Source organism: Acinetobacter parvus DSM 16617 = CIP 108168 (assembly GCF_000368025.1).
Classification (GTDB): Bacteria; Pseudomonadota; Gammaproteobacteria; order Pseudomonadales; family Moraxellaceae; genus Acinetobacter; species Acinetobacter parvus.
Genome location: NZ_KB849212.1, coordinates 574,978 through 596,121, shown reverse-complemented (window position 1 = coordinate 596,121; position 21,144 = coordinate 574,978). Strand labels below are relative to the sequence as shown.

General features: G+C 39.8%; 19 protein-coding genes and 2 pseudogenes. 10 read left to right on the top strand and 11 right to left on the bottom strand.

Annotated features, from left to right (window positions below):
* The first annotated feature begins 23 nt into the window (after positions 1–23).
* Complete coding sequence (locus tag F988_RS09410) at positions 24–2,450, top strand: DNA internalization-related competence protein ComEC/Rec2 (RefSeq protein ID WP_004682697.1); 2,427 nt, start codon at positions 24–26, stop codon at positions 2,448–2,450.
* Position 2,451: 1 nt separating this feature from the next.
* Here the strand turns inward: F988_RS09410 and F988_RS09405 are convergent, their stop codons facing one another.
* Positions 2,452–3,408, bottom strand: a complete 957-nt coding sequence (locus F988_RS09405; protein ID WP_004682696.1) for a lysophospholipid acyltransferase family protein — start codon at positions 3,406–3,408, stop codon at positions 2,452–2,454.
* Positions 3,409–3,550: 142 nt separating this feature from the next.
* On the opposite strand from F988_RS09405, the gene sppA reads away from it, so the two are divergent.
* Both sppA and F988_RS09395 read left to right on the top strand, forming a co-directional pair.
* Positions 3,551–4,573, top strand: a complete 1,023-nt coding sequence (gene sppA, locus F988_RS09400; RefSeq protein WP_004682695.1) for a signal peptide peptidase SppA — start codon at positions 3,551–3,553, stop codon at positions 4,571–4,573.
* A gap of 165 nt (positions 4,574–4,738) precedes the next feature.
* The gene (locus F988_RS09395) at positions 4,739–5,530 is read left to right on the top strand and encodes an alpha/beta fold hydrolase (protein ID WP_004682694.1); all 792 of its coding nucleotides are present in this window, start codon (positions 4,739–4,741) and stop codon (positions 5,528–5,530) included.
* A gap of 37 nt (positions 5,531–5,567) precedes the next feature.
* Here F988_RS09395 and purN read toward each other — a convergent pair whose 3' ends face one another.
* Positions 5,568–6,209, bottom strand: coding sequence for a phosphoribosylglycinamide formyltransferase (gene purN / locus F988_RS09390; protein ID WP_171055677.1), 642 nt, complete (start codon positions 6,207–6,209; stop codon positions 5,568–5,570).
* Positions 6,206–7,276, bottom strand: coding sequence for a phosphoribosylformylglycinamidine cyclo-ligase (purM, locus tag F988_RS09385; protein ID WP_004676817.1), 1,071 nt, complete (start codon positions 7,274–7,276; stop codon positions 6,206–6,208). The genes purN and purM overlap by 4 nt, the downstream gene beginning before the upstream one ends.
* A gap of 133 nt (positions 7,277–7,409) precedes the next feature.
* On the opposite strand from purM, the gene cxpE reads away from it, so the two are divergent.
* From cxpE to F988_RS09355, 6 genes and pseudogenes are all read left to right on the top strand, one after another.
* Positions 7,410–8,603: a chloramphenicol efflux transporter CxpE gene (gene cxpE, locus F988_RS09380; RefSeq protein WP_004682692.1), complete on the top strand. Its 1,194-nt coding sequence runs from the start codon at positions 7,410–7,412 to the stop codon at positions 8,601–8,603.
* Positions 8,604–8,623: 20 nt separating this feature from the next.
* Positions 8,624–9,322: a DnaA regulatory inactivator Hda gene (gene hda, locus F988_RS09375; protein ID WP_004676821.1), complete on the top strand. Its 699-nt coding sequence runs from the start codon at positions 8,624–8,626 to the stop codon at positions 9,320–9,322.
* A 438-nt stretch (positions 9,323–9,760) separates the two neighbouring features.
* Positions 9,761–10,213 (top strand): annotated as a pseudogene (locus F988_RS09370) (CSLREA domain-containing protein); the annotation flags it as partial.
* 41 nt (positions 10,214–10,254) lie between these two features.
* Positions 10,255–11,076, top strand: a complete 822-nt coding sequence (locus tag F988_RS09365) for an IS5 family transposase (RefSeq protein ID WP_004682690.1) — start codon at positions 10,255–10,257, stop codon at positions 11,074–11,076.
* A 10-nt stretch (positions 11,077–11,086) separates the two neighbouring features.
* A pseudogene (gene rbtA, locus F988_RS09360) lies at positions 11,087–12,544 on the top strand (rhombotarget A); the annotation flags it as partial.
* Between the two features lie 14 nt (positions 12,545–12,558).
* The gene (locus tag F988_RS09355) at positions 12,559–14,994 is read left to right on the top strand and encodes a CSLREA domain-containing protein (RefSeq protein ID WP_004682688.1); all 2,436 of its coding nucleotides are present in this window, start codon (positions 12,559–12,561) and stop codon (positions 14,992–14,994) included.
* Positions 14,995–15,083: 89 nt separating this feature from the next.
* Here F988_RS09355 and F988_RS09350 read toward each other — a convergent pair whose 3' ends face one another.
* The 5 genes from F988_RS09350 to F988_RS09330 form a co-directional block, all read right to left on the bottom strand.
* A complete protein-coding gene (locus F988_RS09350) occupies positions 15,084–15,473 on the bottom strand; it encodes a DUF3106 domain-containing protein (protein WP_004682687.1) in 390 nt (129 codons plus the stop codon).
* Positions 15,463–15,786 (bottom strand): hypothetical protein, encoded by a 324-nt coding sequence (locus F988_RS09345; RefSeq protein ID WP_004682686.1) that lies wholly within the window; start codon positions 15,784–15,786, stop codon positions 15,463–15,465. Before F988_RS09345 ends, F988_RS09350 begins: the two co-directional genes overlap by 11 nt.
* Positions 15,773–16,390, bottom strand: coding sequence for an RNA polymerase sigma factor (locus F988_RS09340; RefSeq protein WP_004676830.1), 618 nt, complete (start codon positions 16,388–16,390; stop codon positions 15,773–15,775). Before F988_RS09340 ends, F988_RS09345 begins: the two co-directional genes overlap by 14 nt.
* 157 nt (positions 16,391–16,547) lie before the next feature.
* Positions 16,548–17,324 (bottom strand): TrmH family RNA methyltransferase, encoded by a 777-nt coding sequence (locus tag F988_RS09335; protein ID WP_004682685.1) that lies wholly within the window; start codon positions 17,322–17,324, stop codon positions 16,548–16,550.
* A 56-nt stretch (positions 17,325–17,380) separates the two neighbouring features.
* On the bottom strand, positions 17,381–18,355 hold the full coding sequence (locus F988_RS09330; RefSeq protein WP_004682684.1) for a class 1 fructose-bisphosphatase: 975 nt from the start codon (positions 18,353–18,355) through the stop codon (positions 17,381–17,383).
* Positions 18,356–18,528: 173 nt separating this feature from the next.
* Here F988_RS09330 and F988_RS09325 point away from each other — a divergent pair, with 173 nt between their 5' ends.
* A complete protein-coding gene (locus F988_RS09325) occupies positions 18,529–18,723 on the top strand; it encodes an NF038105 family protein (protein WP_004682682.1) in 195 nt (64 codons plus the stop codon).
* A 38-nt stretch (positions 18,724–18,761) separates the two neighbouring features.
* Here F988_RS09325 and pal read toward each other — a convergent pair whose 3' ends face one another.
* From pal to tolA, 3 genes are all read right to left on the bottom strand, one after another.
* Positions 18,762–19,328 carry a peptidoglycan-associated lipoprotein Pal gene (pal, locus tag F988_RS09320; protein ID WP_004676838.1) on the bottom strand — a complete coding sequence of 189 codons (567 nt, stop codon included), beginning with the start codon at positions 19,326–19,328 and terminating at the stop codon, positions 18,762–18,764.
* A gap of 22 nt (positions 19,329–19,350) precedes the next feature.
* A complete protein-coding gene (tolB, locus tag F988_RS09315) occupies positions 19,351–20,634 on the bottom strand; it encodes a Tol-Pal system beta propeller repeat protein TolB (RefSeq protein ID WP_010589505.1) in 1,284 nt (427 codons plus the stop codon).
* Positions 20,635–20,733: 99 nt separating this feature from the next.
* Positions 20,734–21,144, bottom strand: a 411-nt coding sequence (tolA, locus tag F988_RS09310) for a cell envelope integrity protein TolA (protein WP_004682680.1), incomplete at its 5' end; no start/stop codon positions are given.

Genomic DNA, 21,144 nt, shown 5'->3' with positions numbered 1-21,144 from the left:
CAAAAACTTAATTAAAAAATCACATGTTAAAAATTATTTTATTGGGCTGGATTGCTGGTATTGCAATCATGGGCAAAAGTCTGCCTTTTGTGGACCAGACATGGTGGATCTGGCTGCTTTTGGCAATCGCAATATTCAGTTTTGGCTTATATGCAAAACGATTCTATCTGAATCAGACTTTATATAAATTTCTTATCCTGATCAGTGCCAGTTGGGCACTCTTTTGCGGTGGATATCATTTTGCAGATACGGCTTTAGAACATCGATTGCAACTCAGGGAGCTTGAACTACAGCCATTTGAGGCCATTGTTTATATTAAAAACCTAGATGAACTGACAGAAGATGGACACAAACAAATTGCGGAGGTGCTCAATCGGCATGCTCAACCCGTAAATTGGTTTCTGTATTTAAAGAAAAATAAAGATCAAACTTTTCAGTCTCAATCCTTACAGCTTGGTCATTATTACCGAGTCTACGGCAAGATTAAGCCAGCACATAGTTATGCAGTTGCAGGCGCATTTGATCAGGAAAAATGGTTTTTACAGCAAAATGTGATGTCTGCATTTTCCGTACAGCAGATTCAGCCTTTAAGCCCTGACGAGATTTATGCCTTGGGTTATCAGCAGCACTTAAAGCAGCAACAGGGCTTTCGGACTAAGTTACTGTTAAATGTTGAAACAAAACGTTTGGCATTTCGGCAGATGCTACAAAATTCAAACCTACAGCACAAAGGTCTGCTTTTGGCCTTGCTGACAGGTGATGAAAGTCTATTATCCAATACTTTAAAACAACAGTTTCAACTGATCGGCATCTCTCACTTATTGGCGATTTCAGGGCCTCATGTATTGATTTTTGCCTTAATGTTGACTTGGATTTTGCAAAGATTGGTGCAACGTTATTATCCGAAGTTGTATTTGTGGCAACCACGACAGATTTTAGTGCTACTGCCATTTGGGTTAAGTGTTCTGTTATATGTCGCTTTTGTCGGTTTTGAAATTCCAGCAATTAGAACTTTGTTAACTGTCATCGTTGCCAGCCTTTTTATTTTATTTCGGCAAGAGATTCAACCTTTTGCATTGCTGGTGTATAGCGCAAGTTTGTTATTAATTTATGATCCATTTAGCATTTTATCGGCAGCTTTTTGGTTGTCTTATGGCGCATGTTTTATTCTGCTCAGGGTTTATCAAACCATCAATAGCTTACCCAAAGATCAGGTGGCAACAAAAAAACAAAAAGCTATTTTTGCAATAAAAGTTTTGATCGAGTCTCAATGGAAAATATTCGTTGCCTTATTGCCTTTGGTCTTGATTTTCTTTCAGCAAGTTTCATGGATTGCACCACTCACTAATCTGATCGCCATTCCAGTCTTAAGTGGCTTGGTTGTGCCTTTGGATATTATTGCCGCTTGTGTCTGGCTGATCATTCCAGCATTGGGGCAATTATTTTTTCAGCTCAATGATATTTTATTATCTTTGTTAATATGGATTTTAAATGGATTACAGCAAATTTCTCCTGATATGTATGGTGTCAGTTGCACACCATTAATGATGGTCAGTTTGATTTTGGGTTTAATCATTTTATTTATGCCCAAAGGGACGCTGCCAAAAGCCTGGGCTTTGGTTTGCTTTTTACCTATTGTATGGGGGGTAAAATCACAACCCACGATTTTAAATATTCTGGACGTGGGGCAAGGACAATCGGTTCTTTTACAGCATCCTGAGCAGATATTAATGATTGATACAGGTGGGTCATATGATGAGAGCAAGTTTAGTTTAGGTGAACGGGTGGTGATTCCATTCTTACGCCAACAGGGTGTTCGACATCTGGATCATGTGATTCTATCGCATCTCGATCAAGACCATAGTGGCGCATTTCCTGCGATTCAAAATGCCTTTGCAATCACCCAGGTTCAGTCCAATGAACGCAGTGACAAAATGCCGTTTCAGGATAATTTTTCATTTTGTCAGCAGGGTCAAAACTGGTCATATGTAAATGTAAAAGTTGAAATTCTATTTCCACGCCCTGAGCAATTGGTTTATGCAAAAGATCAGCAAAATGAACAGTCTTGTGTGCTGTATCTACAGTTTTTGGATGCCCAGCCGTATCAAAACTTCCTCATTATGGGCGATGCAGGCTGGGAAACTGAATATAAATTGTTGCAACAATATCCTGATTTGAAAGTGGATGTCTTGCTACTTGGGCATCATGGCAGTAAACACAGTTCAGCCTATGATTTTCTGGCAACATTAAAACCGAAACTTGCGATTGCTTCGGCTGGTTTTAATAACCGTTATGGGCATCCAACTCAGGAACTACAAAACCGTTTGCAGGCGTTAAACATTCCTTTGCTTACGACAGTACAGGCAGGAACCATCAGTTTTGTATTTGAAAATGGCAAAGTGGAGCTAAAGCAACAACGTCAACAGGTGAAATGGCTGGAAAGAAAATAGCCTAAGCATTTTCCTGAGATAGGTTTTGTTGACGAACTTCTGCAACCTTAGTCAAAGCTTCATTCTCGTCAATATCATAAATTTTCTTGAGGGTAGGGTTGGCGCTAAAACGTTTATAACTCCAGTGGTAATGTGCAGGGTAGCGTTGAATTAGCTGCTCCAGAGTCTGGTGAATGATCAGCGTGCCATCTTCGGCACTTCCCTCATAAATCTGCGGATTGATCGGTTCAATATGCATATCAAAACCATCTTGTTCATTTCTCATGGTATAGAGTAGGAGCGCTTTGGCCTTGGTTTTTTGAATGAGTTTTGCACTCAGACTGCTTGAGGCGAGTGGAATACCAAAATAGTTGATCATTTCACCGCCATGATCAGGTGTGTGATCAGGCAAAATAATAGTTGTCCCACCTTGTTTCAAGGCCTTAAAAATCTGCCGAACACCGCTTTCATCAGTAGGGACAAGATGAGCCTGTTCACGACTGCGCGCGTCACGGACAAATTGGTCAGCATCAGGATTTTTGACAGGTTTATACAAAATAGTCATCTGTGTATATTTTGAGACCCATGCATTCATCGCTTCCCAAGTTCCAAAGTGAGGAATAATCAAAACCAGACCTTTTTGTTCTGCCAATGCTGCATGGAAATAATGTTCACCATGAATCTTGTGAATTTGTTGAATATTCTTTTGACTGGAAGCTCCCCAAATACTGACAAACTCAAAATAAGAGGTCAATTCATTGCGAATTGCCTGTTTGGTCAGTTGTTCTCTCTCTGGTTCAGCCAAGTCAGGAAACACAATCTGGATGTTGAGTCGAATGATTTTTGAAAGTTTGGAAAGCTGAAATGTGGTAAGTAAGACTGCAACCAAACGTGCAAAAAAACGTCCTAACTGAATCGGCTGGCGACTAATGAGCTTGAGTAGGCGATAACTTGAATGGTTTGAATTTGGCTGAGTCATTTATTTATTGCAGATTGGAAAATTACAAGAGACCAGTATAATGCAAAAAATAATTATAAGTTCAAACAAGTTATTTAAACAGTTTTGTGCCCATCAGCGTATATAATAAGGCCACTTTTAAAATACATTGGATTGGAATCTTATGTCCGATTGGCCACCAAAACCACAAAATGAATCCACAAATTTAAATAATGTGACAGGCAAAGAATGGCAGATTTTAGAAAAAGCTGTCTTGGCTTCTGTCGAAGAACAACGCCGTAGCCGCCGTTGGAGTATCTTTTTTAAATGTTTGGGTTTTGCTTATTTACTGATTGTGCTGATTGCAATGAGTAAGGGATGTTCGACCAGCACAGAAAAATCAACCAGCAGCATTGGCAGCAGTCATTTGGCAATTGTTGATATTGTTGGCACCATTGATTCCTCTGCGGGTCAGTCTACAGTCAATAGTGAAGATACCAACAAGGCTTTAAAACGGGCATTTGAAGCAAGTGGCAGCAAGGCAATTGTCCTCAATATCAACTCACCTGGTGGATCACCTGTGCAGTCGGATGAAATCTGGCAAGAAATTCGTTATCAGAAAAAACAGCATCCGAATAAAAAGGTCTATGCTGTCATTGGCGATATGGGGGCTTCTGGTGCCTACTATATTGCCTCGGCTGCGGATGAAATCATTGTAAATCCATCAAGCTTGGTCGGGTCAATTGGTGTGATCATGCCGAACTATGGTTTAAGTGGTTTAGCACAGAAATTGGGTGTAGAAGACCGTACCTTAACATCGGGCAACAACAAAGATATCCTGAGTATGACCAAACCGATTAATCCTGAACAGCGTGCGCACGTTCAGGCGTTGCTGGATAATGTTCATGGTCACTTTATCAATGCGGTTAAAGAGGGACGTGGCAAACGTTTAAAATCGAATGATCCAGCGGTTTTCTCTGGTTTATTCTGGACGGGTGAACAGGCAATTGCACTTGGTGTTGCAGATCGTAGTGGTAGCATTAGCACCCTGATGCGTGAGTTAAAGGTTGATCAAAAAGTGGATTATACCGTTCAACGTAATCCTTTAGAGTCTATTTTGGGGCGTATGGGTGCAAAGATTGGCGAGGGGATTAGTAGCTCTCTTGCAGCACAACTGGAAACTCAGCAAAACGCGAAAATACAATAACATATCTGATGCATCGCTTCGATAAAAGCGCTGTGTTGATCTTAATCAGGCTGTGTATATCACAGCCTTTTTATTGTAAAAATAACTGTACAGTTCTCTCTTTAATTTGCAATACATGTGTAGAACGAGATAATTGACCAATCAGTGAAAATAAAAGACAAGCTTATGAAACCTTTGATTCATTTTGCCCATGCCAATGGTGTTCCATCAAAAGTCTATCAAAAACTGTTTGATCAGCTCAAAGATCAATATGACATTATTTATGTGGCAGAAATTGGAACAGATAAGCGTTATCCAATTACACATGGCTGGGCATATTTGGTTGACCAGATCATTGATAGCATTGTGAGGCAGGCCCAGGGACGAAAAGTCATTGGTCTGGGACATTCCCTGGGTTCAGTACTCACCTTGATGGCAGCGTATCGCCGACCTGAACTTTTTTCACAAGTGATTATGCTCGATCCACCCCTGATTATTGGCAAGGCCTCGTTATTTTTTCATCTTGCAAAAATCTTCAAACCGAAGCTGGTCGACAAAATTACGCCAGCAGGCTTGTCGGTACGCCGACGCGATCACTGGGAATCTCGTGAGCAAGCGGCTGAGCTACTAGGTTCGAGAGGGTTTTATCAACATTTTGATGCAGACTGTTTTCAAGCCTACATTGATCATGCGTTGACCAATGATCCACAGCGTGGTGGTGTGACTTTAACCATTCCAAAAGATGATGAAGTGGCGATGTTTAGAACCACACCGTCAATGTGGTGGTTGCCAATGCCTAAACCACCTGTTCCTGTACATCTCGTGGTTGGCAGTGATAGTGTGTTCTTAAAAGAGAAACTTCCTCAAGTAGCAAAAAAGAAATTAGGAATCCCTTTTTCTGTCGTGGAGGGTGGGCATATGTTTCCTTTGGAGCATCCTGTGGAAACTGCCGAAAAAATTAAAAATCTGGTTATTTAACGCAAATAAAAAACGCATCCGAAGATGCGTTTTATTTTTAAAACTGGGCAAACTGAATTGGTTTTTCTAATAGTTTCTGGTTGAAATAAGCCTGACCATTTTCCCAGGTGAGCTGACCATTACATAACCATTGTGCTACTTGAGGATAAATAAAATGCTCAAGCTGATGTACACGTTGTGCCAAACTTTCTGCTGTATCCTGTAAACTCACCTGAATCACAGACTGGGCAATACTTTGTCCCGCATCCAGTTCAGCTGTTACAAAATGAACGGTACAACCATGCAAGCGATCTCCAGTATTTAATACACGTTGATGGGTATTCATCCCTTTATAAAAAGGCAGCAGAGAAGGGTGAATATTTAACATTTTACCTTGCCATTGACTAACAAAGTTTGGCGTTAAAATCCGCATAAAACCCGCAAGAATCACAAGATCAACTTGCCATGCCAACAGTTGCTGATGCATGGCTACATCAAAACTTTCCCGATTGGGAAAGTTTTGATGGGAAATCACAGCGGTGGCAATATTGGCGTCCTCGGCACGTCGTAATGCATAGGCATCAGCTTTGTTGGAGAGAACACCAACGATTTGCCCTGACAACTGTTTATCATGTTGGGCGTCGATCAGGGCCTGTAAGTTGCTACCATTACCAGAAACAAGTACCGCAATTCTCATTATGCAAAGATCACACGAATTTTTTCGTCTGCACCCTCAACTGATTCAGCATTTTCCTGAATGTGACCAATTTTCCAGGCTTTTTCGCCTTGAGCTGTTAATACTTCAATGGTTTTATCCGCTTCGCTTGCATCAACAGCAATCACCATACCAACGCCACAGTTAAAGGTACGATACATTTCAAAGCGTTCTACATTACCTTCACGCTGCAACAACTGGAATAATTCAGACCATTCCCAGCTAGACTCATCAATCACAGCTTGTGCGCCATTTGGAAGAACACGCGGTAAGTTACCTGGTAAACCACCACCAGTAATATGTGCCATAGCATGTACATCGACTTGTTTGCAAAGCTCTAACACTGGTTTTACATAAATACGGGTTGGTTCCATTGCAACATCTGCAAGTGGACGACCATCAACAATTTGAGTTAGGTCTACATTCTTAACATCTAAAATTTTGCGTAGCAATGAGTAACCATTTGAATGGGCACCACTTGAAGCAACGCCAATCAACACGTCACCAGATTTTACTTTGGAACCATCAATAATTTTGCTCTGTTCAACCACACCCACTGCAAAACCAGCGAGATCGTAATCTTCGCCCTCATACATGCCTGGCATTTCGGCAGTTTCACCACCGACCAATGCACAGCCAGCAAGCTCACAACCTTTACCAATACCTGTCACTACATTTGCAGCCACATCAACATTCAAATGACCCGTTGCATAATAGTCCAGGAAGAACAATGGTTCAGCACCACAAACCAGCAGGTCATTGACACACATTGCCACCAAATCTTGACCAATCGTGTCGTGACGATTTAGATTTAACGCTAAACGTAATTTAGTCCCTACGCCATCTGTTCCTGAAACCAATACAGGTTCTTCATAACCTTTTGGAATTTTGCATAGGGCACCAAAGCCACCTAAACCGCCCATGACTTCAGGACGAGTGGTACGCTTAGCGACAGATTTGATACGATCGACCAGTGCGTCGCCCGCTTCAATGTCGACCCCCGCATCTTTATAGCTTAAACCAGTATTTGGGGTAGAAGTTGAGTTGCTCATAGTGAAGTCTCCGCATTGGCGGCAGATTATAACCCGAATATACGAAACTCTTCTGTTATTTATGCCCGAAAATGCTATCTTTATTAAAAATTTTTTCCATTTATAACGATTACACCAAGAAAGGCTAGATTTTATGCAAGATCAGGTATTGCGTCGTATCTTTATTCTCGCAGGACTCGCATTACTACTCTGGGTATTATATCTGTTGAAGCCAGTGGTATTGCCATTTGTAGGGGCATTCTTTATTGCCTACCTGTTTAGTCCGCTTGTCGATACCCTTGTAAAGTTTAGGCTGCCACGCTGGCTGGCCATTAGTATTGTATTCGTTGGGATTGGTACCACTTTAACTGTGGTGTTATGGTTTCTTGTGCCGTTGGTCTGGAAACAGCTCATGTATGCGCGAGACAGTATTCCAGCAGGGATTCATTGGATTAACTCAACCTTTCTGCCTTGGGTATCCAAAACCTTTAATGTTATTCCAATGGAACTGGATACCGAACAAATTTCCAAAACGATCATGGAATATGTCCAGACCAATTATAGTGCGGATAGTATTCAAACCATGTTGCTACGTCTAGCTCAATCAGGTCTGAATTTTATTCAACTGGGCGGGGTGGTGATTTTAATTCCAATAATTTCATTCTATTTCCTTCTTGATTGGGAAAGAATGTTGCAAAGCTTTAGACGCTTGATTCCTCGGCCTTACGAAGCATCGACCTTGAGAATTGTGGGTGAATGTCACAGTGTATTGGGTGCATTTGTGAAAGGGCAGTTTCTGGTGATGTTATTACTGGGAATTGTATATGCTGTTGGATTGCAGTTGATTGGGCTGGAGGTTGGCCTGATTATTGGGATGATCGCTGGTTTGGCGAGTATCATTCCTTATCTAGGTTTTGCGGTTGGTATTATTGCAGCGGTTATTGCCACCTTGTTCCAATTTGGACTGGACTGGACACAGCTTCTCTTGGTCGGTGTTGTGTTCATGATTGGACAAATGGTTGAAGGATATATTCTGCAACCTTTCTTGTTGGGCGATAAAATTGGCTTATCTCCAGTTGCGGTGGTGTTTGCAGTATTAGCTGGCGCACAACTGGGTGGTTTCCTTGGGATGTTGATTGCATTGCCTGTCGCAGCAGTGATTGTGGTGTTGTTAAAGCATGCGCGTGATAATTACGAAAAAAGCCGTTTTTATGGGTTACCGATTGAGATGAGTATTTCCCAGGGTGGAATTCAGCACATCAATGTTGATGCGGGTGATGTAGAAATTGATATTGAAATTAAAAACTCTCAAGATACAGGCACTTCAAATTCAAATGACTTTAAGTAATTGGGGAACACATTAACGATATGCGTCAACTGCAACTGGATATAGAACCACAACTGGATGCCCGAATCAGCGATTTTTCAGGTCCAGGCTGGGGAAATGTGGTTGATGCGGTCCGACAGTTACATGCAGGCTTGGTCAGCCGATTTTATGTCTATGGCGGAGCTGGAACAGGCAAGAGCCATTTGCTGTCTGCAATTTGTGATTCATATCTGGAATTAGGCCGCCGAGCAATAAAAGTATCTTTGCTGGAACTATTGGATGCGCCTATAGAGGCCATTACCTCTTTAGAGTTTTACGAATTGGTTGCTTTAGATGATATTGATGCAATCAGTGGGGTCCCTCATTGGCAGAAAGCAGTTTTCCATTTAATCAATAATCATGAAGGGCAACTGGTATTTTCTTCCCGTGTGGCACCTATTGAATTAAAACTTGAACTACCTGATTTGCAGTCCAGACTAACGCAGGCGGTAAGCGTAAAAGTTCCAAATGGAAGTTCATATGCAGACCGACAAGCCTTACTTCAGTCTGTTATGATAAGACGGGGTATTCATTTTGATCAGCAAATCGTTGACTATTTATTGAATAATGGCCCGCATCAAGCGTCAGTATTGTTACAAACGCTGGCCCAACTTGAAAAAATGCTAAAAGGCGAAAAAACCAGGCTTTCCAATATGACACTCAAGCAAATCTATGCATTGATTGATGAATATCGTCAATAATTTGACATCCTCCCCGACCTAAAGGAGGGGGATTCCTACTGCTAGATGGCAATGTCCTGCCACGAAACAGATACTATAGTTCTCTGCTTCTTATTCCAATGTAGTCCTACCTTTCGGATTGCAAAGAGCGCACGGATTACAATGGGGAAAACTGTTTTTTTCGTGTTGTATCAGTCTGCTGACTAAAAATATACAACATAATTATCATAGCACATGGATTACTAGATCCAAATGTTTTTAGCAATCCTAGCTAATCCCCACAAGGGGGACTAGCGGATTGCAGCCTTATATCCTCGGGCTAAACCCCGAGGTTTTACGGCTATTCGGATAAAATTTCTTGAGAAATTGTGAGAGCTATGACAAAGTACGCACAAAGGATGTGGTTGCAAATTTAAATTTTGCAATACCAAGAAAAATGAAAAATAGAAGGAGATCGGTATGCTCAAACGGACGCTTGCCTGCGCTTTATTTGCGGTTACTGGGCATGTTTATTCTGCGGATATTCAAGTCACAACGTTGGTTGATGAAGACAAGGATGATACCGTTTGTTCATTACGAGAAGCCGTAGAATTTTTAAATAAACGTAGCCAGACAGCTTTTGAGAATGGTTACCATGGTTGTGGTAACAAGGAAGCTTCCTCTACTATTTTATTGGGGCGTGATAAAGAATATATATTAAATAAGGCTCTACAAATTAAAACATCTATGACCATTAGTACTGCTGCCAGTGGGGATTTTAATAATGATAAGAAAGGATTAAATAATGCAACTATTAAAATGGTTGGTACAGAACGCTTATTTACGGTTGATGATGAAAGTGTCGAAAATAGTTTGCTAGCGGTTAGTCTTATTGAGTTAAATTTACAAGGTTCATCCACCAAAGTAAATAATAGACCTCTTGCGAAAGTAAAAACTGCCTCAATATAGATTCCATGAAATATCAGAAATTAAACCGTTTTTCAGATTCTGAATTCAAGCGCTTGGTTGGCGTACCTCGACCAGTTTTTAGTGAAATGGTCGAAGTTTTAAAAGAAGCAGAATCACTTAAAAAGAAATTAGGGCGTCCTCATACTTTAGCTATAGAGGATCAATTATTATTAACACTCAATTACTTACGGAATTACAGCACTCAATTGGAATTGGCTGCAAATTACCATATCGCTGAAAGTAATGTGAATCGAACCATTAAAAAGGTTGAAGATGCATTAATGAAATCAAGGCGTTTTACCCTGCCAAAACGAAGCATTACAACAGCAGACGAACAATTTAACTGGGTCATTATTGATGCTACAGAATGTTCAATAGAACGTCCCAAAAAAAATCAGAGTAAGTTCTACAGTGGTAAAAAGAAGAAACATACGCTAAAAGCCCAAGTGATCTATCATCCGAAGAGCAAACAAATCATAGGAGTAGATATATCTTCTGGCAGTCAGCATGATATTAAATTGGCAAGAAAAACAGTTAAGAAATTCAAAAATTGTGAATATGTTATGACCGATTTAGGGTATTACGGATTAGAGCAAGATGGCTTTAAATTGTTGATGCCAATCAAAAAAAAGAAAAAATTTCCATTATTTAAAGTTGAGAAAAAGTACAATAAAATGATTGAAAAAATACGAGTTGTGATCGAACACATTAATAGTCAATTGAAAAGATTTAGAATACTCAGTGAACGCTATCGAAATAGACGGAAAAGATTCGGTTTGCGCATTAACTTAATTGCCGCACTGGTAAACCGGATGAACTTGCAATAACGACTTTCGCAAGAGGTCTAATGGTGGTTTAATTCTAAATCGTGAAGCATTAACAATTCAATATTCTCGTCTGACTGGCGGTAATGCTAATAATGGTGGTGCAATTTATAATGCAGGTGTTTTATCTGATACACAGAAAACTGTAGGAACCGTAGCAATTAGTAATAGTATTCTTCAGAATAATAAGGCTGATCAAGGTGCTGCACTTTATACAGATATGCCATATTACCGTATCACTCAATCTGTAATTAGAGATAATACCATTACGACAAAAAATGGTTCATTGTTGTATACAAATATAGGTTTTAAAGATCCAACCATTGGAGTAAATATTTTATACAATGGCGCTTCTGGTTTGCGTAATTCAACTATATTTAATAATACAGGTGGATATGTTGCCAATATTCGTGAGGGGATGGTTTTAAATAATGTGACCATGATCAGAAACGATGCTGGTCTATATCTGCAAGCACCTAAATGGATCGTTAAAACCACAACAACAGATGAAAATGATGAGAAAAAAGAAACAAATACTGATTTAGTGAGTGCTTCTATTTCAAATAGCATTATTGTTGGAAATGGTGAGAACACATGTGGTTTGAAAACAGATCCAGAAGACTCAACAATTGTACAGAGTAATTTAATAGACTCAACTTGCGATTTTAGCAAATTTGATAAGTTACTTGATCGTAGAAACTTTAGTGTGGGAGACAATAAACTGATTGCAGGGAATAATATTGTAGATCAGAAATGTGACGCCCCACCTGCAAGTGGTCTGTTATGTCCGTATTATACACCTAAAGATCAAATGCTTGGATTCTTTAAACCACGTTTATTAATGGCTTATAATCAATTGTCAGACTCTTTAATTGTTAATAAAGGCCGAATTTATAGTGATGGTGGTGCTGTTGGTTTAGCAAGTTGCGAAGGAAGTGATCAGCGTGGAAAGAATCGTAGTGGTTATGATGAATTATGCGATTTAGGGGCAATTGAATTGGTCATTAACCGAGGGGATATCCCAATTGTTGGTCAAGATATTCTGTACGGTGAGATTGCGAAGTTTAGTATTGCAGACAGTTTATTGGATGGTGAATTATTAGATCCAGCTTCCTGTGAACAAGTCTTGGGTAAACGTTCTGATGGGCAAGCATGGCAGTGGGGATGTTTAGAAATAAAACAAACTGCCACTCCATCTAAAGGTAAACTGACTTTGGATCAAGATGGCAACATTACTTATGTGCCAGACAGTAATTGGCATGGGGCGGATAAGTTTAATTTACGTGTAATGACTACAACAACACGTTTAAATGATGTTTCTAATTATTATATTGAAATCCCAACAACGATTGTACAAGATCCACCAAATAACTTTAAAAGTAAAACCGTGAATGTTTCTGGGGGAAGTATGGGTTTTGGTGCAATATTTATGTTGTTAGGTTTAGTTGGAATACGCCGTTTTAAATCATAATCAAGGATGATGAGATGAAAAATTATAAAAAAGCTCTATTAGCAACTATGGTAATTGCTGCTATGCCCCTTTTGGCTGCAACAAGTAATACCCCAATTAATGTTACAACTTTCGATGATGAGGATGGTGATAACCTAAATGCTTGTTCTTTAAGGGAAGCATTGAAAACTGCAGAAACACGTAAGTCGTTTGGTGGATGTGAAGTTACTGATATACTTTCAACTACTCAGAAAGTGATTCAGCTTAAGGCTGGAACATATGTGTTAAATACAGAGCTGACTCCAAAAGCTGATGTGTCAATATGGGGGGAAAGTCCTGTAGATTGGCAGAAAAAGAGTGTTCTTACTAATGATTATCCAGCTCAAACTGACCTAAAAACTACGATTGAAGTCAAAAATAATAGTCGTATTTTCAATACGACTTTAGCTAATAAAGCTTTAGCCTTAAGCAATATTATCTTAAGAAATGGTAAAACTCCAGATCGGGGAGGGGCAATCTATGCAGGCGCCAATGTTACATTGCAAAATACTAAAATCTTAAATTCACAGGCTGGTCTGGGCGGAGGAGCCATATTTTTGGCGGGACCTACAGCCTCACTTTCTATAACAAATAGCTTAATTCAGGATAACCAGTCACCAATTGGTAGTGTACTGGCTATGAGTTGCTTTAATGATAATGTTTATTCAAAGCGTGATATTAGTATTACTGGAAGTAGTTTAATTAGTAATGGTTCTAATAGTTCAAAGAGCGTGTTGGATTTCTGTGGGGAGCCCAAAGTTACTTTATCAACCAATACAATTGCTAAAAATATTGCAGATATAGCAATCGGTAATTTAATTCAATTTTCAGGAAATACCAAAGCAAGTGATACGCCAAATAATAACTCTAGTGTATTAAGTAATAGCAGTAGTTTGGAATTATTGAATAATACGATTGTCGAGAATACGGTAAATACAGCATTATTATATGATAAGTTGGGAACAAAACTACTTGGCTTTAATGTGCTGGCCTATAATAATGGAAGTTATGCTTGTCGTTATTTATTGGGTGATGCAGCTAAAGAAGAAAAAGTTGGTTTTAACATAGTTTATAATATCTTGTCTCTTAAAGGTGATAATAAGTGCGATGTTCCAGATCAATCCTTAAGTGATAATAAAACGAATATTGATATTAGTAATACAAATGATATCCGAACATTACTCAGTCCTCTACAGAATGCTTCTGAATATACGGCATTCCTACCTTTATATTATCCTAAAAACAATAATACTGAGACAGATCTGATTAATACGGGGGCAATAGGCTGTAGTTCTACAGATCAACGTGGTATTGCACGTATTACGGATGGGACTTTATATTATGATCCAGATGCACGAAATAGTTGTGATATTGGTTCAGTTGAATTGATGAAACTTACTGCAGGAGATTTAGTGGACTTATCAAATGGTTCATTATTAGCTTTAGTTGCAAGCTATCAGCAAGAATATGACTTTTTTGAAAATTTAGTTGAAAAGCCTAATAACCCTGATTTTTTAACTTATTATAAAATTCGTTTGCAAGAATACAAAGATTTATTAGAAAAAACTAAGGGAAATTTAAAATATCGTGGAATTTATATAGACTTAAAGAAATATCAGCTTCCATTGCCACAAGAAGTTGAATTAACGGATGGTAATCATCAATTAAATTTCTTTAGTCCAGAAAATTATAAAGTAACTGTTGAAGCATTGGGGATTGGACAAATCAATGATACTGGTGAAACAGTAAAACCTGATCCAAACTTACATTGTGAATGGAATGAGGACCTAGAGCAAATTCTTGTTTATAGAACTGATGATGCAATTACTCAAGCTGGGGATAAAGCTTTTTGTAAATATACGATTCAATCTAAAAATGACGAAAGCGTAAAGTCTTCTGGTTTGATTCAAGCTGCATTTGTTAATATGGCTCCTTTGGCTAAAGATACATCAGTAACTTTAAAGTACAGACAGCATGAAAAAGCGACTTTAAATTTATTAAGTTTTGCCAATGATGACGGTGATACAGGTGAGGGGGGCAAAGGACCTGACAGCAATCCAAATAAACCTGCTTTCTGGAAAAATGCAGATGGAGTTGAGTTACCAATTCGTTTAACTAATATACCAAACAGAGATTTGACCATAACAGCAGATCGTAAAGGGGCTTGTCCTGAACCAGATGATAAAGAAATCTGTTATGGCGGTAATATTTATGTTCAGGAAGTAAATACACTTAACCCATTTAATTTCTCATTCAATTATCAAGTGTATGACGCAGATGGTACTGCTTCAAATACTGCAACAGTGAGTGTCATTAGTACAGCCACAACAACTGATGATACTCGTCCTGCGGGTAGCGGTGGTGGCAGTATGGGTATTTTCTCAATATTTGGGTTATTAAGTTTACTGGCTTATCGCCGATTCAGAAAGTAGAAACAATGAATCAAAAAATAGCGCTAAAGTAGCGCTATTTTTTATATTCTGAGTAATCCTCTAGGGATAAGCTTAAGTTTAAATTATAGTCAGTGCTCAGAATATTTACTTAGATATTCATCTCTAATTGTTACACGTTCTTCCAAACTTGCATTTTGCATGCGTTTACGTAAGTTATTTCGCTCCTGAGTGCTCATTTTCTGCCAGATGTCACGCATTTTTTGTTTTTCATCATCTGGTAATTGCGTAAACCATTCCATTCTTTGCTGGAGTTGTGAACCTTGGTCTGTTGGAATTTCTTTCAATGTTTGGTAGCGTTTAATTAAGATACGCTGTTCTTCAGGGGATAAATCATCCCATGCTTCTTCAGTTGTCGGTTTGCTGAGTTTAGAGAAAACCCAAAACCGTTCTGAACCAGCAAAACTGGTTTGTAATAAACCCAATGTACACACAACAAGTGCTAACTTTCTAGCTGCCATGTGGAACTTTACCCTCACCCAAGACCATTAACATTTCCATATCTTCAACCATTTGTGGCGAAAGCTTTGGATTTACGATGACCTGATTTTGTGGTTTATCTGTAAGTTGCAAAGAACTTGGAAGAACCACAATACCCATAATTGCAGCGGCAAATGCAAAACCAGTCATTTTCCAGATACTGTAAAAAGACGTATGTTTCTTTTGAACAGAATCGAGAACATGATTCATCACCAACATTTTATTGTGATGTTGTTCTCTTGCGAGTTGATCAAGCTTGGAAGTCACTTGTTTGGTGAATTCATCTTTTTTCATTTGATGATCCTCCCGTATGTGGGTTTAAATGCTCTAAAGCGATTCTGAGTCCCTGAATTGCACGGTGATAATGTGTTTTCACACTGCCTTCACTGCAATCCATGATTTGAGCTGTGGTCATGGTATCAAAACCCTCCCACGCTCTTAGCATAAATGCCTGTTGTTGACGTACTGGTAATTGATTGATTGCAGCCTGAATTTCTTCCATTGTGACTTCCTGATCTAGAAAATCGAATGGATTAGGGGTGGATTCATCTACAACATCAATAATTTCTTCGTCATCATCCAAATTAATTTTTTTAAATAATGAAAATGGGTTTGCACGGCGTGCTTCTTTGCGCCGCCAGTCCTGAAGTTTGTTATTTAAAATGGTATAGAATAGCGGATACCATTCTTCGGTACTTTTATCTGAATATGATTTATGCAATGAGATAAAGGCTTCCTGAACCAGATCCATTGCAATGCCTTGTTGTCCCTGGGTTGCACTTTCCATCATCACAAGCGCACGACCTGTCACGTCTTGCATAAAAAAACGCAGACGTTGTTCAACAGTACTGCGGTCAGTACCATTATCGGTTCGGGCCTGTTTCGGTGCTAAATCCATAGAGATGGAAAATCCTGTCATGGATACCCACCATTATTTCAATTCATTAATTCTATAACGTTGAAAAGGGTGGATGCGTTGACAACTCAAGCAATTATTTTTAGTAGTGTAATGGATTTTCTCAGCAGAGAAAGTGTATTTAAAATAATTTAACCTTTTACTGGCGTTGGCGAACCATTTCAAACAGACAGATTGATCCCGCAATTGCAACGTTCAAGGACTCCTGACCACCAGGTTGGGGAATGGTGACAGCCTGGGCATGTTCAAGGGCATAGTCACTTGCACCTTGGCCTTCGTTACCTAGAATCCAGACACAGGGCTGGGTTAAATCCTTGCCATATAAACTGGTGGAACGGTGGGAGCTGGTGACAAACACGGGAATATTAAATTTTGGTAAAATATCTGTAAGTTGATAATTCTCAAAACAATGTAAACTAAAATGTGCGCCCATGCCTGCACGTAGTACTCGAGGAGACCAAAGTAATGCTGAACCTTGGGTACAAATGACTTGTTTAACATTGGCCGCTGCTGCTGAGCGTAATAATGTACCCACATTACCTGGGTCCTGAACATTTTCAAGAATCAGGGTGTCTTTGCTAAAATCAATAGTTTGAATATTTGAGGGTAAGTCAATAATGGCCAAACAGGGTAGGGTTGTACCCAGTGTACTAAGGTCTTTATATAAAACCTCACTGATCACAAAGATATGCCCTTTGTGCAATTCAATTATCTTTTGCAAATCTGGATGGGCTAAGGCCTGTTCAGTGGTAAATAAGGAAAAGATTTTCTTTTGTTGTTGTAACCATGTTAGGCACAAATGTGTTCCTTCGAGTACCGTTTGTTGATGTTTTTTTCGGGCACTGTTGAGTTCGATGAGTCCACGCAAATGTTTGATTTTTGCATTGTCTTTTGATTCTAAAAAAATAACCGCCATAGGGTAAATATCCAAAAGGGCATTACAATTTATAATGCCCTGATTATTAAAAATAATTAATGATAACTTGTTACGCGTTCCACTTCATTTTTAGAACCGATAATTACAGGCACACGTTGGTGTAACTCAGTTGGCTGGATGTCCATAATGCGAACACGGCCTGTTGTACATGCACCACCAGCCTGTTCAATCAGCATGCTCATCGGGTTTGCTTCATACATCAGACGTAAACGTCCAGCTTTTTTCGGATCTTTTAAATCGTAAGGGTAAAGGAAGATACCACCACGGCACAGGATACGATGAATATCACCCACCATACAGGCTACCCAACGCATATTGAAATCTTTTTCACGGACTGAGGTTTTTCCAGCAAGTAGTTCATCAATATAACGTTTTACAGGATTTTCCCAGTGGCGTTGATTGGATGAGTTGATAGCGAATTCCTGAGTATCTACTGAAACCTGAACTTGTTCAGTCGTAAGCAGGAAAGTTTGTGTCGTTGGATCAAATGTGAAGAAAGTAACACCTGCACCTACAGTAAGAACCAGCATGGTGGATGGCCCATACAGTACATAACCCGCAGCGACCTGTGCTGTGCCTGCCTGCATAAAGTCAGTAGATTGGGTTACGGCATTTTTAGCAGGTAAAATTGAGAAAATCGTACCCACACACATATTGATGTCAATATTGCTCGAACCATCAAGTGGGTCAAACAAAACCAGATATTTACCATTTTCCTGTGCAGGCGTAAAGTCATCCAGCTCTTCAGAAGCCAAGCCACCCACCTGTGGATGAACTTTGAGGGCATCAATCAGGTAATCATTTGAAATGACATCCAGTTTCTTTTGTGTTTCGCCCTGAATATTTTCATTACCCGCACTGCCTAAAATACCTGCCAAAGCACCTTTTTGCAGAGCCTGATCAATGGTCTTGCATGTGTCTGCAATTGTTTCAATGACCTGAGCCAACTCTGGTGTCAAATTCCCATTTTGTTGTTGTAAATATTGGGACAAAGTAAGGTTTGACGACATATTGAATAGCTCCGATTTTGCTGCATCAAAATTGATAAAAGAATGCCGCTATTCTAGATGAGAATGCCAAAAAATAAAAATTATCTTACTTTATTTATGTTGCTTTTATGATTACAAGTCTTCATTTACATGCTATGTTGGATGCATATTAGACAGGATGTTTGGAGAATAAAATGTCAATCAAGAATTTTGAAGCAACCCCAACCCCAAGTGAACCAATTAGTTTGGATGAAATTTCCAAGGAAAATGTGAAAGATGCCTGGAAAGATTATGAAGCCAAGCCTGAGTATAAGAATTTTAATAAGCACGATATGATTGAGTCGATGCAGTCATCTAAACAGGATGATAATATCCAACAACAGCTATAAAAAATGCTCACATCATGTGAGCATTTTTTCTTAAAGTATTATCTTAATAATGGCGGAACGGCTTCATAGTTGATTTCCACACGGCGGTTTTCTTTCCATGCAGCTTCATTATGGCCCTGATTGACAGGAGCCTCCTTACCATAGCTTACAGCTTCAAGCTGCTGTGGGTTTACACCATTGGTGATTAAAAAGCTTTCTACCGCTTTAGCACGGCGTTCGCCAAGTGCCATATTATATTCACGTGTACCGCGTTCATCGGTATGGCCTGTTAAAGCAACTTTTGAATTGGCATTTGCAACAAGAAATTGAGCATGTGCCTGTAATGTTAGATAATCTTCTTGGGATAAGTCGCTGCTGTCATAGTCAAAATGTACAACACGTTTTGCTAAAAATGCTTTATTCGCTGCGGTTACGCCTTTTGAGGACGCACCTGCCAAGTTTTGTGCATTTAATGCAGCATCTTCACTGAGACCATCGGTACTTACCGTTGTTGCACTGTTTGGTGTATTGCCTGCGGTAATTTCAGCAGCAGGTTTACGGCTGGCACAGCCTGTAAAAACCAAGGTCGCTGCGAGTAGGGGGAGTGTCAGATATTTAATATTCATATGTTTCTCCAATCAATCAAATTTATTTGGGTGCCCAAGCTGGTTCGCGAACTTCACCTTGCTCACTTGGTAAGTTCATACGGAAACGACCATCTGTTGACATGATAGAGAGTAAGCCGCGCTCTCCCTCACGTGTCGCATAAACCACCATTTGCCCATTGGGTGAGAAGCTCGGTGATTCGTCCAGACTGGTTGGTGTCAGGATATTGGTAATGCCTGTATTAATATCCTGAATGGCAACTTTATAATTGCTTCCACTTGGACGATGAACTAATGCAATTTTTTTACCATCCGCACTTAAGGTGCCACGGGCATTGAACGCACCCTTGAATGTTAGGCGTTTAACCGAGCCATCATCAAAACGATAGCTATAAATTTGTGGAGAACCACCACGGTCAGAAGTGAAGATAAATGACTTGCCATCTGGTGCATAACGTGCTTCGGTATCAATCGCTGAATCGTTGGTCATCCGCTTGACTTGGCGGCTAGCTAAGTCCATTTGATAGATTTCAGGGTTACCATGCATTGAAGCGGTAAAGAGCATGGACTTGCCATCTGGTGAAAAGCTTGGTGCGCCATTCAAGCCCCTGAAGCTTGCTAAAACTTCACGCTGTCCTGAAGCCAAGTCCTGAAGATAGATTGCAGGACGTTTGGTTTCAAAAGAAACGTAAGCGATTTTCTTTGCGTCTGGGGTCCAGGCAGGAGAAAGGATTGGATCACGTGACGAAAGGACGGTTTTAGGTTGTTCGCCATCGGTATCAGCAACCTGTAGGGTATAACGTTGAGCTGGGGTTGCCTGATTTCGCAGTACATAGGCAATACGCCCACTAAAGTCACCTGCAATACCTGTCAGTGCCTGATAAATCGCATCACTGATCATATGTCCCGCCTGACGGATGCGTGAACTTGGTACAGTCAGGACCTCATTGAGTAGGTATTGCTGTTTTTGTACATCATACAACTGGTATTGAATTTCAAATGTATTGGCATCAACAGCTTTCATTTGTCCGACAACGACATAGGGAACGCCAGCATTTTGCCAGTCGCCAGCCTGAATCTGATCAATACTTGCAGTGGCAGGTAAATTTTGTGATGCACTGGTAAAACGACCTGAACGGTTTAAATCGCTTTCAACAATTGGATAAATCGCCTTGTCATTGGTAAATGGCACAATCGCAATTTTAGGCGCCTGTTCAGGGGCTTTGGCAATTTCAAGATGGAGTTGTGCAAAAGTTGTTGCTGGAACAACGGTGCTAATGGCAGTAAAAACTGCTAAGGAGATGAGATGTTTACGAGTCTTGTCCATAATTACAATAATTTGCATAGTATTGTTGTGGCTGTTGATTATTTAACATAGTTACATGCTTTGTGCTATGACAGGCATGTAACTATTCACGATAAATTACTATTGTGCAATAAATGTGATGGAAATTCGGCGAAGTTGACTCACAATATCAGGGTCATCAGGCATTGGTAAAGGTGACGCTCGTTTAACAGCATCCTCTACGCTTGCTTTCAAATCAGAATCACTACTATTGGCAACCACAGATTTTACGTTCCCATTAGCATCAAGTGTAATATTAACATTAATAGATTTTCCTCGAGAGGCTAAAGGGACTTCCCAAGCTCTGGTAATCTTATTTTTAAAAGCTGCTTTAGTTGAATCAGCGATTTTTTTACTTTCCGCTTTTTTCTGAGCAGCTTCTTGTTCAGCTTTTTTAGCGGCAGCAGCTTTGGCTTCTTCTGCATCCGCTTTTGCTTTAGCGTCGGCATCGGCTTTACGTTTTGCGTCTGCCTCTGCTTTTGCCTTAGCATC

Bases quoted from the DNA above. Each gene is read 5' to 3' on its own strand.
- F988_RS09405 (WP_004682696.1), bottom strand. From the start codon at position 3,408: ATGACTCAGCCAAATTCAAACCATTCAAGTTATCGCCTACTCAAGCTC.
- F988_RS09395 (WP_004682694.1), top strand. From the start codon at position 4,739: ATGAAACCTTTGATTCATTTTGCCCATGCCAATGGTGTTCCATCAAAA.
- F988_RS09330 (WP_004682684.1), bottom strand. From the start codon at position 18,355: ATGTCGTCAAACCTTACTTTGTCCCAATATTTACAACAACAAAATGGG.
- F988_RS09345 (WP_004682686.1), bottom strand. From the start codon at position 15,786: ATGAAAAAAGATGAATTCACCAAACAAGTGACTTCCAAGCTTGATCAA.
- F988_RS09340 (WP_004676830.1), bottom strand. From the start codon at position 16,390: ATGGATTTAGCACCGAAACAGGCCCGAACCGATAATGGTACTGACCGC.
- F988_RS09350 (WP_004682687.1), bottom strand. From the start codon at position 15,473: ATGGCAGCTAGAAAGTTAGCACTTGTTGTGTGTACATTGGGTTTATTA.
- purM (WP_004676817.1), bottom strand. From the start codon at position 7,276: ATGAGCAACTCAACTTCTACCCCAAATACTGGTTTAAGCTATAAAGAT.
- F988_RS09410 (WP_004682697.1), top strand. From the start codon at position 24: ATGTTAAAAATTATTTTATTGGGCTGGATTGCTGGTATTGCAATCATG.
- sppA (WP_004682695.1), top strand. From the start codon at position 3,551: ATGTCCGATTGGCCACCAAAACCACAAAATGAATCCACAAATTTAAAT.
- F988_RS09355 (WP_004682688.1), top strand. From the start codon at position 12,559: ATGAAAAATTATAAAAAAGCTCTATTAGCAACTATGGTAATTGCTGCT.
- F988_RS09365 (WP_004682690.1), top strand. From the start codon at position 10,255: ATGAAATATCAGAAATTAAACCGTTTTTCAGATTCTGAATTCAAGCGC.
- tolB (WP_010589505.1), bottom strand. From the start codon at position 20,634: ATGGACAAGACTCGTAAACATCTCATCTCCTTAGCAGTTTTTACTGCC.
- hda (WP_004676821.1), top strand. From the start codon at position 8,624: ATGCGTCAACTGCAACTGGATATAGAACCACAACTGGATGCCCGAATC.
- cxpE (WP_004682692.1), top strand. From the start codon at position 7,410: ATGCAAGATCAGGTATTGCGTCGTATCTTTATTCTCGCAGGACTCGCA.
- pal (WP_004676838.1), bottom strand. From the start codon at position 19,328: ATGAATATTAAATATCTGACACTCCCCCTACTCGCAGCGACCTTGGTT.
- F988_RS09325 (WP_004682682.1), top strand. From the start codon at position 18,529: ATGTCAATCAAGAATTTTGAAGCAACCCCAACCCCAAGTGAACCAATT.
- F988_RS09335 (WP_004682685.1), bottom strand. From the start codon at position 17,324: ATGGCGGTTATTTTTTTAGAATCAAAAGACAATGCAAAAATCAAACAT.